This window comes from Pedobacter agri (genome assembly GCF_032678665.1).
Taxonomy (GTDB): Bacteria; Bacteroidota; Bacteroidia; order Sphingobacteriales; family Sphingobacteriaceae; genus Pedobacter; species Pedobacter agri_A.
Genome location: NZ_JAVTSH010000006.1, coordinates 223302 through 239949 on the forward strand (window position 1 = coordinate 223302; position 16648 = coordinate 239949).

The following is a 16648-nucleotide window of genomic DNA, read 5'->3' on the forward strand; positions in this document are numbered from 1 at the left end:
AAAGAATAACTATATATCTGAAAAGATAACTAACCAAGTACAAAACCAACCATTATGAACAAAAAATTTACTAGGCTCATTAAGCTAAGGCTTATGACGAAGGAGAGCGCCTGCAAGTTAGGTGCACTTTCTCTGGCACTTGGATTAACATTTAATGCATCGGCGGGTGCAATAAATATTAATACTTCGCCAATGGCAACAAAGGAATTAAAGCGTCCTGTTGCCGACATTGTAATTAGAGGTATTATTAAAGACGAAACCGGAACACCAATTCCAGGGGCAAGCGTTAAAGTAAAGGGCTCTTTAGTAGTTGCCGCTACGGATATAAATGGTTCGTTTAGCATTAGTGTACCGTCAGAATCTTCAGTACTTGTTGTTTCATATGTAGGCTACGAGGCGAAAGAAGTAACTGTGGGTAACCAGAAAAATTTGAACATTCAATTGGCACCAAGTTCTAATTCACTGGAAGAGGTTGCGGTGGTAGGTTTTGGTACGCAGCGTAAAGTATCATTAATTGGCGCCCAGTCTACCATCGATTCGAAAGAACTTAAGATTCCAGTAGCCAGTGTTACCCAATCGCTAGCTGGTAGAATTGCAGGTGTAGTTGGTGTACAGCGTACGGGTGAACCAGGAAGAAGTGCAGCAGATATCTGGGTGCGTGGTATCTCTACCTTTGGTGGCGGCAGCAGCTCGCCACTGGTATTGGTGGATGGGGTTCAACGTAGTATTGCCAATATTGATCCTGAAGATATTGAATCATTTACGGTTTTAAAGGATGCGTCAGGAACAGCTGTATACGGTGCCCGCGGTGCAAATGGTGTAATCATTGTAAATACGAAGAGAGGTAAAGTTGGAAAACCATCAATCTTTTTCGATTATAATGAAGGCTTAAGCACATTTACACGCCATCCGGAAGCCTTAGATGGTATAACTTATATGAATCTTGCTAATGAAGCTTTAACAGGTCGCGGTCAGGCCGCAAAATATTCGCAGGATTATATCAATCGTACGGCTTCTGGTGTCGATCCATTGGTTTATCCAAATGTAAACTGGATGAACGAATTATTTAAAGACTATAGCCGTCTCCGTCGGGCCAATTTAAATGCTAGTGGTGGTGTAGATAATGCACAATACTATGTGTCATTAGCGTATTATAACGAGAAGGGTTTCTTAAAAACATCCGATTTAGCGTCTTATAATACAGATATGGACTATAAACGTTACAATTTTACCAGTAATTTGAATTTAAAACTTACCGGAACAACTAAACTAGATTTAGGCTTGCAGGGGTTTGTTTCTGCTGGTAACTATCCTGGGGAAACAACAGAATCGATTTTTGGTTCAGCCTTAGATGTATCTCCTGTTGAGTATCCAGTAATTTATCCAGGCGGATTGGTTCCCGGACGTTCTTCAAATGGTGGTTTCCGTAATCCTTATGCCGATTTAACTCGTCGTGGATACAGAACGGAGTATGGCAATCAGCTTTATAGTAATTTAAGAATTACCCAGGATTTAAAAATGCTTACTGAAGGATTATCTGCTTCCGTAATGGCAGCCTTTGATAATGCAAGTAATAATTCTATAAAACGCTCAAAACGCGAAAGCACGTTCTTTTTAAGAGATATTAATAACCCTTATAAAGCGGATGGATCATTGGATTTAATTCAGAGTTTTACCAGTTCACAAAATTACTTGTCTTATGAACCTTCAAGAGGCGGTAACCGTAAGTTTTATGCTGAGGGTTCAATTAATTATGATAGAGCATTTGGCAAACATCGTATTGGTGGTTTAGTTTTAGGTTATTCAGAAGATCGTACAGAACCTTTCGCCGCTAATTTTGCTTCATCAATTCCTTTCCGTCAGTTAGGATTAGCCGCTAGAGCGACCTATTCTTATAACGATCGTTATTTCGCTGAATTTAACTTAGGTTATAATGGCTCAGAATCTTTTGCGCCAAATAAACGTTTCGGTACTTTTCCAGCATTTGGTTTAGGATGGATTCCGTCGAATGAAAAATTCTGGGAAGGCATGAAAAACACTATATCGTTCTTGAAATTTAGATACTCTGATGGGGTTACCGGTATCGGTGATTTACCTGGTCGTCGTTTCGCGTATTTAACATTAGTATCCGATAATGGAGGAGCGCCAGATAATGTGCAAGGTTATCAGTTTGGACAAAACTTTGCAAATCCAGGTGGAATTAACGTTACCGATTACGGCGTTGATGCAAGTTGGGCTGAATCACGCAAGCAGGATTTGGGTATGGAGATTAGAACATTAAATGATAACCTTTATTTAATTGTCGATTTATTTAAAGAATATAGAACAGGAATCTTTTTTCAGCGAGCATCAATTCCAGGTTATATTGGTCTAACCAATCAGCCTTTCGGGAATTTAGGGGTGGTTGATAACCGCGGATTTGACGCTACGTTGGAATATAACGTTAAGTTGGGTCAGGTTGATGTTGGTTTCAGAGGAACATTTACTTACAACAAAGATAAAATTGTAGAAGATGATCGCCCGGCGCAACCTTACCCATGGATGAACCGTATCGGTAACAACGTTTTAGGAAGATATGGATATCTTGCCGAGAAATTGTTTGATACACAAGCAGAAATTGATGCCAGTGCAACTCCAGGATCAAAAGCATCAATCCGCCCCGGGGATATTAAGTATACCGATTTAAATGGTGATGGTTTAATTAATGATTATGATAAAACCTACATCGGTCGTGGGGATATTCCGAACAAAGTATATGGTTTTGGCCTAAATGTATCGTATAAAGGTTTTGCATTAAGCACTTTCTTTCAGGGCGTACACGGAGCCGATATTATGTTAGGTGGTTCAGGTATATTTCCATTTAATGGTGGCGGCGGCTTAAGTAATGCTTATACCATTGCAACAGATAGATGGACCCCATCTAATCCAAGCCAGGATGTATTTTATCCACGTTTAGCATACGGCGAAGCAGATAATACCAACAATACTTTGGAAAGTTCTTGGTGGGTTAAAGATGTAAATTTCTTGAGGCTTAAAACGGCGCAGCTAAGTTATAACTTACCAAAAAGCTTAACCGAAAAAGTTAAAATCAAAAATGCTGCGGTTTACTTAATTGGTACCAACTTATTTACTTTCAGCGATTGGAAACTTTGGGATCCGGAATTAAATACGGGAGGTAGAGCAAATGGTAACCGTTATCCACAAACAGCCACATTATCGTTAGGATTAAATCTTAAATTTTAAAGATTACAACAATGAAAAAAATATTATATATCACACTTGTAGCAGGTTTAACCTTTGCAACATCGTGTAAAAAAGGATTTCTGGATCAAGTACCTGATGATAGGTTGACACTTGATCAAACTTTTACAACCCGTCAAACAGCTGAGAAATTTCTGGCAAATATTTACAGTCAAATTCCTGATGAATTTGGTCAGCGTAACCCAAATACGGGGCGTAATGCCGGCGTTTGGACAGGCTCATCTGACGAAGCAGAATGGGTGTGGGGTTTCAACCAGTGTAATAACATTAATATTGGTAGCTGGGATGCCAACAGCGGTTTTGTAAACGACTACTGGAACAACTTTTACCGTGGTATTCGCTCTGCCAGTTTCTTTATCGCCAATATTGATAGGGTAACGCAGGACATTACACCACAATTGACTGTACAGTATAAAAATGAAGCCAGGGCACTTAGAGCCATGTATTATTTTTACCTGGCACGTATTTACGGACCAGTAGTCCTTTTAGGCGAAAGTGTAATTGAGCCTGATGCACCAACCGAAACATTAAGATTACCTCGTAGCAGCTTTGATGAGTGTATTAATTACATTGTAAGTGAGTTAGATGCAGCTGCAGCAAATCTGCCTGTTAATGCTTCGAGTAACGATAATTATGGTCGCATTACCAAAGGTATGGCTTTAAGTTATAAAGTTCAGGCATTGGTATTGGCCGCTAGCCCATTGTATAATGGTAATACTGACTTGGCTAACCTTAAGAACAAAGATGGTAAACAATTAATCAATCAAACTTTCGATGCTTCGAAATGGAAGAGAGCTTCGGATGCAGCTAAAGCATATATTACACAGTTTGTTCCGGGTACTTATAGTTTATTCAGAAAAAATAACGCTGCGGGTAATTTCGATCCATATTTGTCTTGTCGTGATTTATTTATTGATCGTTTCAACAATGAAATTATCATGACACGGGTTGAGTCTTCAATTGGATCTCGCCAATATGAAATGACTCCATATCATAATGGTTCAAACTCAGAGGTGCGGGGTTCGGCAGGTTTAGGTGCAACACAAAATCAGGTTGATGCATTTTTCACAGCTAATGGTCGTACCATTGATGATCCGGCTTCCGGTTATGTAAGAACGGGTTCTACAAACTTTCAGGCTCCGGGAAGTCCGATTGCAACAGATACCTATAACCAATGGGTTAACCGCGAGCCTCGTTTTTATGTAAATATTACCTATCACAACAGTGTGTGGTTAAACACCAGATTTGGCAATATTATTACTCAATTTAACAATAACGGAAATTCAGGCAAAGCTACTGGTGGTAATGATTATACCGTTACTGGTTATGCGGTAAGAAAAGCACAGGGTTTAGGAAACTGGAATGAAGGTAACCGTCCGGTTATTTTATACCGCGTTGGAAATTTATTCCTTGATTATGTTGAGGCTTTAAATGAATCTACGCCTGGTGATCCTGATATTTTAAATTATTTAAACCAAATCAGACAAAGAGCCGGTATCCCGCAATATGGAAGTGGCGCTGGTCAAATTCCAGCTCCGGCAGATCAGGCAGCAATGAGACAAGCCATCAGAAACGAGCGCCGATCAGAATTGGCTTTCGAAAACGTAAGGTATTTCGATACCAGAAGATGGAAAATAGCTGAAACTACTGATAACGGGCCAATTTATGGCTTAAATATCACTCAGAATTTGCCGGCTTTCTTCACCGTGATTCCTTTTGAAACGAGAACGTTTACAAAAAGACATTATTTATTCCCAATCCCTGCAAAAGACGTTAACTCGGATGATTTAATGGTGCAAAATCCAGGTTGGTAAACCAGCTTCTGGAATCAAATAACTAAAATCAGGTGGCGCTTACATTCATCTACTTATGTAAGTGCCGCCTTGATATTTTCTCAACCATAAGAACCACACATTATGGAAAACATCTCTGTACCTAAAAATCAGTACGCACTCAAAATATTGATTACTTTTTTCTGCCTTTTTTTAGTTCTTTCAATGAATTCTTGCAGTAAAAAAGGCACTGCAGAACCAACACCCTCACCGCCAACTTTACCGCCTACCGGTACTACAAGTTTTACTGCAGCCGAGGCCACAATCGCCCTCAATTCATTCAATAAAATTTATTACAGCACTGCCGATAAACTTTATTACAGTACCACCGAGCAGAAGGGGCTGGCTGCCATCTGGACACAGGCTATTTACTGGGATATTGTAATGAACGCTTATGAGCGGACCAAAGACCCCGCTTATTATAAAATGATTACAGATATGTATGATGGCGGTGCTAAACGCTACGATAATTATAACTGGGATAATTCTATTGAGTGGTTTATTTATGATGACATGATGTGGTGGGTAATGTCGCTCACCCGTGCTTATGAAATCACTAAAAATCAAGCTTACCTCGATAAAGCCAAATCTGGTTTTGCAAAAGTTTGGAGCGGTTCTTACGATCCGGTAAAAGGTGGCATGTTTTGGGATTTCAAACATAGCGGTAAAAATGCCTGTATCAATTACCCAACGGTAATTGCTGCCATGCGGTTATACAACGTTACGAAAGACGAAGCGTACCTAACCAAAGCCAAAGAAATTTACGCATGGTCTAGAGAGAACCTCTTCGATATTACAAAAGGAAGAGTAGCTGACCACAAGGTCGGAAACAATAATCCGGGTTTTGAAGATTATACCTACAACCAGGGCACAGCAATTGGTGCTGCGGTGATGTTGTATAAAAATACCAATACGCAAAGTTATTTAGACGATGCCAAAATTGCCGCAAACTACACCAAAAATACCATGAGCGATCCCAGCGGGATTTTACCGGCTGAAGGAGATTGGAATGAGCAAGGCGTGTTAAAGGCAATTTTTGCGCAATACTTAGCAGATTTAGCCAAAGCTTATCCGGCAGGTGATTATGCAAAATGGGCTGTCTTTAATGCCAATACCGCTTGGGGCAACCGCGATTTTGGTCGCGGCATTATGCACAGAAACTACAAAGTTCCATGCCCGACAGGAATTGTCCAATCGTATGAATCGAGTAGCGCTGTTGCATTTATGCAGCTCTTTGCTCCAACTAATTAGATGCAGTTATGAAAAATTTAAAGTTCTATGCATCAATTTCACTTTTGGCTTGGGGCTATATTCATCAAGGCAATGCCGATGCTCAGGTAAAATCGAAACAAAAAACTTCCTTTCAGGTTTCTGCACCCTGGAGTCCTGATTACGATGTTCGTTCGGATATTGCAATGGTGTATGGCATTAACGACGATGGCGGGAAGTTTGAAGAGCGGGTGAAAGGCTATCGTGATAAAGGCTATGAAGTTCAGTTCATGACGGGAATTGCCTGGGGACAATATAAAGATTACTTCCTGGGTGAATGGGATGGGAAAAATCATTTGGATGAAGGCCAGATGATGCGCAATGGCGAAACCATCTGGCATGGCAAAAATGTACCTTACATTGTTCCAACAGCTACGTTTCTTACTTACATGAAAACCCATGCAAAAAGAGCTATTGATGCTGGCGTAACCGCAATTTATCTCGAAGAGCCAGAATTTTGGGCCCGTGCAGGTTACAGTCAAACCTTTAAAGATGAGTGGCAAAAATATTATGGTTTCCCGTGGATGGCTCAGCATGAATCGCCTGAAGCCACTTATTTATCGTCAAAATTAAAATATCAGCTTTATTTCAATGCGCTTAAGGAAGTTTTTAGTTATGTAAAAACATATAGTGAAAGCAAGGGTAAAAGAGTGAAATGTTTTGTGCCAACACATTCGTTAATCAACTACTCCTCATGGCAAATTGTGAGTCCGGAAGCCAGTTTGGCTAATTTGGAAGGTATGGATGGATACATTGCCCAGGTGTGGACCGGAACATCGCGTGAGCCAATTTATTACAGAGGACTGGAAAAGGAACGTGTGTTCGAAAATGCCTTTTTAGAATATGGTTCAATGGTTTCAATGACCGCACCAACAGGCCGGAAAATTTACTTCTTAACAGATCCTATTGAAGACAGGTCCAGATCGTGGGATGATTATAAAGTAAACTATGAAGCCACTTTCACAGCAGAATTGTTATATCCGATGGTTGATAATTACGAGGTGATGCCATGGCCGAACCGCATTTACAGGGGAAAATTCCCGGTGGAGGGAATGAAAGAACGTCAACCGATTTCGCCGGCTTACGCCACGCAGATGCAGGTAATGGTTAATTCCTTAAATCAAATGCCTTTGTCAAAAAATACCTTAAACGGAAGTCATGGAATTGGTGTGCTGTTGTCAAACTCCATGATGTTTCAGCGTTTTCCAACCCATCAAGGATATGATGATCCACAACTATCAAACTTTTATGGGATGGCTATTCCCCTCTTGAAGCAAGGTATCCCGGTAGAAACCGTTCATATTGAAAATCTTGCCAATAAAAATACCTTAAAAGACATAAAGGTTTTGATCATGAGTTATGCAAACATGAAGCCTTTATCAGCTGATTTTCACCTCGAACTGGCTAAATGGGTAAAAAACGGGGGCGTATTGCTTTATTATGGGCGAGATAATGATCCTTTTCAAAATGTAAAAGAATGGTGGAACAGTAACGGCAATACTTTTAATGCACCATCTCAGCATTTGTTTGGATTGTTAAATGTTCCGCAAAGTGAAAGTGGTGGCATTTATGAGGTGGGTAAAGGTAAAGTTTACCTGGTTCGTAAAGATCCAAAAGAACTTATTTTAAAAGCCAACGGCGATGAAGATTTCATGGCCAACGTAAAACGGGCCTATGAAAATGATGCAAAAGCTGGAGAATTTATTGTAAAGAACAATTTCGTGTTAGAACGTGGGCCATTTATTATTGCAGCTGTTTTAGATGAAAGTTTGCATAAGGAGCCATTAACTTTAAAGGGAACTTTTATTGATTTATTTGATCCCGCACTTCCAGTTTTAAACACAAAAATTATCCAACCCAATACACAGGCTTACTTATTTGATGTCAATAAAGCTGAAAATAAAAATAAACCACAGGTTCTGGCAGCAGCGGCAAGGATAACCGACGAAGTTTCGAATAAGAAATCCTATCAGTTTTTGGCAAAGAGCCCATCGAAAACAAATAACATCATGCGCATTTTGTTAGCTGATAAACCCACAAAAATTACAGCCAGTACCGCAGGTAGAAATTTACCACTTACACAAAACAATTGGGACGAAAAATCGAAAACATTGTTGTTGGGTTTCGAAAATTTTAGCGAAGGGGTAAATGTTAACATCAGCTGGTAGAAAAAATAAATCGTCATCTCGATGAGCTTTTTGCGATGGAGAGATCTCATTAGAGGTTTTTTGGAATGAGATCTGTCCTCCATCAATGAAGGATTGACCTCGTTCGAGATGACCGGAAATGATGAGAATTGATCTCGTTCGAGATGACGAAACTTTGCTAGTCGCCATCTCGACTGAGCTTTTAGCGATGGAGAGATCTCATTAGAGGACTTTTTGGAATGAGATCTCTCCTCCATCAATGAAGGATTGATTTCGTTCGAGATGACGGAAAATGATGAGAGTTGATCTCGCTCGAAATGACGAAAGTGAACGGGACTGGCTTCGTAGATGAAGCCCACAATGAAATAAATTAAATAGTATTGAATAATCAAACACACAAATGAAACTTAAATTTTTACCCACCATTATAATTTGCCTTGCTGCCAAAGGGTTATTGGCTCAGGAAAAAGACTTGGTCAATTATGTAAATACGCTACAGGGAACAAATTCGAAGCATGAACTCACCAGGGGGAACACTTATCCCACTACGGCGCTGCCTTTTGGCATGCATACCTGGACACCCCAAACAGGCAGAAATGGAGATGGATGGAAATATCAGTATTTTAAAGACAAAATTAGAGGTTTTCAGCAGGCGCACCAGTGCAGTTCATGGAGCAGAGATTACGCGGTTTTTTCATTAATGCCAATAGTTGATCAATTGGTTGTTGATGAAAATCAACGCGAAACCAGGTTTAGTCATGCCAATGAAATTGCTAAACCTAATTACTACAAGGTTACCCTGGATAATCAAATTACCACTGAAATTTCGCCATCAGAACGTGGCGCACATTTACGATTTACTTATCCAAAAGGAAAGAAAAGCTTTTTAATTCTGGATGGATACACCCGTTTAAGCGGCGTTCAAATTTATCCGAAAGAAAATAAAATAACAGGTTATGTAAACAATGGCGAAGGTTTTAAAAAAGGCTGGAAGAGTTATTTCGTATTGAAATTTGATCAACCGATTAAAGCTTACGGAACCTGGGAAAACAGGAAAAATACCACTAATCCTGATTCCACTTTGGCCGATGGACTTGGTAAAGGTGTTTATATCGAATTTAAAGCCGGTACAAAAGTTCAGGTGAAAACGGCATCTTCTTATATCAGCATGGAACAGGCCGAATTAAATTTAAAATCAGAATTAGGAGCCGACCAAACGTTAGAACAAACTAAAGCTAAAGCTGCGGCAGTATGGAATAAATCTTTAGGAAAAATCGTGGTTGAAGGCGGAACCAAAGCCGACATGGAAACGTTTTACTCGTGTTTCTTCAGAGCCAGCCTATTCTCACGAAAATTTTACGAAATTGATGCGAATGGAAAACCACATTATTTTAGTCCGTATGATGGAACGGTTCATGCAGGTTACATGTACACGGATACCGGATTTTGGGACACCTTCAGGGCGCAGTTTCCATTGAATACTTTGGTTCAACCCGAGATGCACGGGCGTTATATGCAAGCAATGATTGAAGCCTATGAGCAATGCGGCTGGCTACCTTCATGGTCGTTTCCGAGCGAGGCTGGAAGTATGATCGGCAATCATGCCATTTCTCTTTTTGCGGATGCCTGGGCTAAGGGTTTGCGCACTTTCGATCCGAACAAAGCCTTGGAGGCTTACTTGCACGAAGCAACCAATAAAGGGCCTTGGGGTCCTGCAAATGGCCGTGATGGCTGGAGAGAATATTATCAGTTAGGTTATGTTCCCTATCCAAAATATCGCGAAGCAACAGCGAAAACTTTAGAATATGCTTACGATGATTTTTGCGGTTATCAGCTCGCAAAAATGACGGGCAATAAATTTTACATGGATATTTTCGAACGCCAGATGTATAACTATAAAAATGTCTACGATCCTGCAACCCGGTTTATGAGAGGGAAAGATTTAAATGGAAAGTGGGCACCAAATTTCGATCCGATAGAGTGGGGCGGACCCTTTACAGAAGGCAATGCCTGGCACTGGCAATGGTCGGTTTTTCAGGATACCAAAGGATTAATTAACATGATGGGGGGCAAGGAAAATTTTGTTGCTAAGTTAGATTCTGTATTTTCGCAGCCGAATAATGTGAAAGTGGGTACATACGGAGGTATGATTCACGAAATGACGGAAATGGTGATGGCCAATATGGGGCAATATGCGCATGGTAATCAACCGATTCAGCACATGGTTTATTTGTACAACTATGCCAACCAGCCATGGAAAGCGCAATTTCATGCCCGGGAGGTGATGAGCAAATTGTACAACGCAACCGAAAATGGGTATCCCGGAGATGAAGATCAGGGACAAACTTCTTCCTGGTTTGTATTAAGTGCGTTGGGTTTTTACAGCGTTACCCCCGGAACCGGAGAATACGTGTTTGGTAGCCCAATGTTTAAAAAAACTACCATTAACCTGGAAAACGGGAAAAAGTTTGTGATCGATGCTCCGGAAAATAATGCATCTAATGTGTATATCAAATCTGCCAGCTTAAATGGCAAATCGTATACACGCAATTTTATTACCCACCAAGATTTACTCAAGGGAGGAACATTAAAACTAGAAATGAGCAATAAACCTGCTTTGAATAAAGGTTTAACAGAAAGTGATAAGCCATTTTCGTTAACAAACTAGTTTAACGTTTTAGTAATGGATAGAAAAAATTATTTTTACAGAAATATTTAAAGAAAAGAATGGAAAAGCCTGTAGCATTAGGTGTAGATATTGGTGGCTCGCACATCACAGCCGCCTTGATAGATTTGGAGAAAAGAACGTTGATTGAAAACTCAATTAAGCGTAGCGCCGTAAATTCGCAGGAAAGTAAAGAGGTAATTTTAAACGCCTGGGTAGAGATTATTAACGATGCTTTTGATGGCTTGCCATTTGAATCGAGATTGATAGGCATTGCCATGCCTGGGCCATTCGATTATGAACTTGGTGTGTCCTTAATTAAAGATCAGGATAAATTCAAATCCTTGTACAAGGTTAACGTAAAAAACGAATTAGCAAAGCGATTAGATATTCCATCAGAAAATATCCATTTTATTAACGATGCAGCGGGCTTTTTGCAAGGTGAGGTTTTTGCTGGTGCTGCGAAAGGCAACGCAAATGTGTTGGGTTTAACATTGGGCACTGGTTTGGGTTCATCGCTCTGTATCAACCATAAAGCAACAGACGCTGCGCTCTGGAATTCATCCTTTTTAGATGGAATTGCTGAAGATTATTTGGCCACACGCTGGTTTGTGAAAAGATATTTCCAATTAAGCGGTAATAGTTTGGATGGGGTGAAAGAGTTGGTAATCGCTGCAAAAACCGATCATCTGGCTACACAGGTTTTCATGGAGTTCGGTTATAACCTTGCCCAATTTTTAATTCCAATTATCAATAAACATAAAATTGATACGGTAATTGTTGGTGGAAACATTGCGCAGGCATTTAATGAATTTTCGCCAGAACTTATCGCAACCTTAAAAGGCAACGACATCCACGCCGGAATTAAAATATCGGAATTGAAAGAACATGCCGCGTTAATTGGTGCGGCCAGCAGGTGTGATGTGAGTCTGATCTAAATCAATTACTTCGCTAAATTGAATTAAATGGGCGTCTTATCAAATGTTATTTCAATAAAAACCGTAAGTCGACCGGAAAAAATAGTCAGATCTCCCAAATTTTAGCTATTACATTCAATTATGGTGGCTAAAATTCTGTTTTTGATCCGTTTTTCTACTTGAAATAATAATTTTTTAATAATGTTAAAATAAATTTTTCTTTTGAAAAGTAAATCTCTATTATTGTTTAATAAAACGTTTTAGTTTTTTGAAGGAATCAAATCCTTCGCTTTGGAGTAAGGTGTCCGTCTTTTGGCCGATACTTTTTTTTAAGGCTAAAAGACTAAAACGTTTTAGTCCTATACCAAACTAATTATTACCGACAAACAAAACAATTAAACGAATTAATTTTCTTAATCATCTGTTATTCAAATCACAACCCAAACCAAAACAACTATGACCAAAACTCTACTCAACCAAAGCACATAAGGTGTTTTCTAAGTCAGCATGTATGACTTTTCAAACCTGAAGCACAGCGTTCAAGCCATTTAATTTTTTGAACGCGAATGCAAATCAATGTAAGCGCTAACCGGCTGTATCTTCTTGATGACTATTCATTCATGCATGGAAAATGCAAACTGAATACCACTAAACGGAAAATTTGAATATTCCGTGAGCGATGCTGCATGCCTGGTGACGGCACAACATTGAAAATTTATAACTAAACAACTATAACCAATTAATTTATGAATCTTTTAAAAATGACCAAAAGGACTTTTGGACTCTGCCTTGCCGTAGCATTATTGCTAGGTTGCGGTAAGGAAGAGTATCCGGCAGTAGACCTTTTTACCTGGAAAGCTAAGGTAGATGTTACCGCTAAAGGCAATCTAACCGTAAACATCGAAAATGGCGCCGGAGCCTCGGGCGGCGAAGGCTCTGCAAAAGTGATTGATAACGATTTCAACTCGAAATTTTTGATCAATCCTTATCAGTCTAATTTCTACATGCAGTTATCATTCCCTGCTCCACAGCAAGTGGCATCTTACACCCTAACTTCTGGTGGCGATGCTCCAGGTAGAGATCCAAGGGATTGGAAATTTAGTGGCTCAATGGATGGTACTACTTGGGTGGATTTAGATACCAGAACTGGCGAAACATTCTCAGGCCGTAACTTAACCAAAACCTATAGCTTTAAAAACCTTGTGCTGTACAATCACTACAGAATCAGCATTTCTGCGGTGAGCAGCGGCTCTTTATTCCAGTTATCTGAGTGGCGTTTAATTGAAGTGCCTGCAGAACAACAATAACCTGAACCATTTACACTAAGAAAAAATTATGATGAAAAAACTTACACATTTAACAGAGGGTAAGCTCAGGTTTAAAAATTGCGCATCTAAAGCTATTGCAGTTGCATTAGTAATTAGCGGCAGTTTTTATCATTCAGCAAACGCTTCTGCAATTAAAATAAACAGCTCGGTTTTGCTTTCACCGGCAAAGGCCGATATTATCATTCGGGGTATTGTTAAAGATGCCGCTGGTTTACCACTACCAGGTGCTGGTGTAAAGGTAAAAGGGGCTTCCATTAGTGCTGCCGCTGATGTTAATGGCGCATTTACCATTACCGTTCCTGATCAGAATACAGTTCTGATTATCACTTACGTAGGTTACGACACGCAAGAAATTACAGTGGGTACGCAAACTGTTTTGGATATTCGTTTAAAAGAAACCACCGGTTCCAACCTCGAAGAGGTGGCAATTGTGGGTTTTGGTACCCAAAAGAAAGAAAGTTTGGTTGGTGCCCAATCTTCTGTTAAAGCTTCCGAATTAAGACAACCGGTTTCCAGTATGAGTCAGTTATTGGCTGGTCGTATCCCAGGTGTAGTGAACGTATCCAGAAATGGTGAGCCTGGTCAAAACGGCTCAGATATTTTCATTCGTGGCGTATCTTCTCTAACTGCAAATGATAGGGGTCCGTTGGTAATTATTGATGGTGTTCCAAACCGTAACCTGAACGATATCAGCGTTTATGATGTAGAGAATTTTACTGTACTTAAAGATGCTGCTGCAACAGCAGTCTATGGTATTCGCGGTGCAAACGGTGTAATCTTAATCAACACCAAACAAGGAAAAATCGGTGCGCCACGTATCAATGTTGAATATTATGAAGGCATTAGTCGTTTCACCAAAAAGCCAGATTTAATTGATGGGGTGGATTATATGAACCTCGCCAACGAAGCCAGATATTCTGATTATTTAAGAAGTGGTGCAGCAGGAGCCTTTACTCCGGCGTATTCTATCGATGCAATTCAAAGAACTGCAGCAGGTACAGATCCGATTCTTTACCCGAATGTAGATTGGTTTGATGCCATTTACAATGATTTTGGTAGAAACAGATCTGCAACGGCAAATTTATCAGGCGGTGTAAGCAATGCGAAATATTATGTTTCATTAGGTTATTATGGTGAAGATGGTTTGTTTAAAACAGATGAAGCCGTAAATGATGCTGCTAAACAAAATTTTGAGCGTTATAACGTGAGTGCCAATTTAAATTGGGACATCACCGGAACAACAAAGTTAGATTTAGGGATTAAAGGAATTTTAGCACAAACAAGTTATCCAAGTAATTTATTGGCGCAAGATATCTTTAATCAGGCTTTTTTAATTAACCCAACCTCATTTCCAGTACTTTATCCAAATGGAAGTTTGCCAGGTATTAGTCCGCAAGCCGATCAGCGTAACCCCTATGGAGATGTAACCAGAAATGGATACCGTGTTGGTTACACAACGCAATTGTATTCAAACATCCGTTTAACGCAAGATTTAAAAGAACTTACGCCTGGTTTATCGGCAACTACGATGTTCTCTTTTGATGTAAACACCAACAGTTCGGTGAACAGAACAAGAAGAGAAAGTTTGTTTAGAATTAACCCTAACGATCCTTATATCGTACCGGGAAACCCAGCGTCGGGTTATAAATACGGACTGATCCTTCAGGGACAGGAATTTTTGAATTATGGCATTGGTAACGGTGGCGATAAAAAGATTTATTTAGAAGCTGCAGTGAACTACAACCGTACCTTTGGCAAACATGCGGTAACTGGTTTATTGTTATATAATCAAAATGACAATACCACTCCTTTTGCAGGTAACTTAACGCTTTCACTACCATATCGTTTGCAAGGTATCGCCAGTCGTGCCACTTATGCTTATGATGATAAATATTTCTTTGAGGCAAACGTGGGTTATAACGGTTCAGAAAACTTCGCACCAGATAAGCGTTACGGATTTTTTCCTGCCTTTGGTGTAGGATGGTTATTATCGAACGAGAAATTTTTCGAGCCTTTAAAAAATGCAATTCAAATGGTAAAATTCCGCTATTCTGATGGTATTGTTGGTAGTGGTGGCAGTGGTGGAGGATATGTGAATAACGAAAGTGAGCGTTTCTATTATTTAACGAAAGTTGGCGGCTCTCCAAGTTATACCTTTGGTCAAAATGGAAATATAACGCCAGGAGGCAATACTACAAACGGTGGTTTGGGCGTAACGGCTTATGGTGTAGATGTAACCTGGGCAGAAACCCGTAAACAGGATTTAGGTTTCGAATTAAAAACCCTTAATAACAACCTATCGTTAATTGTCGATTTCTTTCAAGAACGTAGAAAAAATCAGTTCATTACCAGAGGAACAGTGCCAAACTACATCGGTTTAGCAAATACACCAATTGGTAACTTAGGAATTGTAGAGAATAAAGGTATTGACGGTACCATTCAATACGATGCGCAGTTAAATAAAGACTGGGCGTTAAATTTAAGAGCGAATGTTACTTTCAATAAAGATAAGGTAATTGAAAACGATCAGGCACCACAAGCTTATCCGTGGATGGAGCAAAGAGGATTTAATGTATTGGCTGCTACCCGTGTAGGTTATATCGCTGAAAAATTATTCGATAGTCAGGCAGAAATTAACGCAAGTCCGACGCAGTTTGGTACATTAATGCCAGGTGATATCAAATACAAAGATTTAAACGGTGATGGAAAAATTGACTCATTTGATAGAACAATTATTGGAAGAGGCGATTTGCCAAGTACTACCTATGGTTTTGGATTCTCATTAACCTATAAAAATTTCGATTTTGGAATGTTCTTCCAGGGTCAGGACAATGCTGATATCCTGTTAAATATACCATCATTTGCAAATTCTGGTGGTTTAGGTAATATGTTAGCAGTTGCTGCTGATCGTTGGACACCAACCAACCCGCGTCAGGATGCGGTTTATCCTCGTTTATCTTACGGCGGAACAAACAGCAATAACTATCAGGCCAGTACCTGGTGGCTTCGCGACATCAGTTTCTTAAGATTGAAAAACGCAGATTTAGGTTACACCTTGAAAGAGGGCATTAAAAAATTGGGTATCAAACGCCTGAGGATTTATGGTATGGGTTACAACGTATTCACCATCAGTAAATTCAAACTTTGGGATCCAGAGCTCAATACAAACAATGGTACCCGATATCCATTAACCTCTAATTATTCTTTAGGCTTAACCGCTAATTTTTAA

At 39.7% G+C, this 16648-nt stretch carries 8 protein-coding genes; all 8 read left to right on the forward strand.

Annotated elements, in window-relative coordinates:
* Positions 1–54: 54 nt before the first annotated feature.
* The 8 genes from R2Q70_RS14195 to R2Q70_RS14230 all read left to right on the forward strand — a co-directional run bounded on the left by R2Q70_RS14195 (position 55) and on the right by R2Q70_RS14230 (position 16648).
* A complete protein-coding gene (locus R2Q70_RS14195; protein ID WP_316808223.1) occupies positions 55–3243 on the forward strand; it encodes a TonB-dependent receptor in 3189 nt (1062 codons plus the stop codon).
* Between the two features lie 11 nt (positions 3244–3254).
* Positions 3255–5075 carry a RagB/SusD family nutrient uptake outer membrane protein gene (locus tag R2Q70_RS14200; RefSeq protein WP_316808224.1) on the forward strand — a complete coding sequence of 607 codons (1821 nt, stop codon included), beginning with the start codon at positions 3255–3257 and terminating at the stop codon, positions 5073–5075.
* A 102-nt stretch (positions 5076–5177) separates the two neighbouring features.
* Positions 5178–6344, forward strand: a complete 1167-nt coding sequence (locus R2Q70_RS14205; RefSeq protein WP_316808225.1) for a glycoside hydrolase family 76 protein — start codon at positions 5178–5180, stop codon at positions 6342–6344.
* An 8-nt stretch (positions 6345–6352) separates the two neighbouring features.
* The gene (locus tag R2Q70_RS14210; protein WP_316808226.1) at positions 6353–8530 is read left to right on the forward strand and encodes a hypothetical protein; all 2178 of its coding nucleotides are present in this window, start codon (positions 6353–6355) and stop codon (positions 8528–8530) included.
* Positions 8531–8909: 379 nt separating this feature from the next.
* Positions 8910–11177 (forward strand): GH92 family glycosyl hydrolase, encoded by a 2268-nt coding sequence (locus R2Q70_RS14215; protein WP_316808227.1) that lies wholly within the window; start codon positions 8910–8912, stop codon positions 11175–11177.
* A gap of 59 nt (positions 11178–11236) precedes the next feature.
* Positions 11237–12112, forward strand: coding sequence for an ROK family protein (locus R2Q70_RS14220; protein WP_316808228.1), 876 nt, complete (start codon positions 11237–11239; stop codon positions 12110–12112).
* Between the two features lie 740 nt (positions 12113–12852).
* Entirely contained in the window at positions 12853–13398 is a 546-nt protein-coding gene (locus tag R2Q70_RS14225) for a discoidin domain-containing protein (protein WP_316808229.1), read from the forward strand.
* A 28-nt stretch (positions 13399–13426) separates the two neighbouring features.
* Positions 13427–16648: a TonB-dependent receptor gene (locus R2Q70_RS14230; RefSeq protein WP_316808230.1), complete on the forward strand. Its 3222-nt coding sequence runs from the start codon at positions 13427–13429 to the stop codon at positions 16646–16648.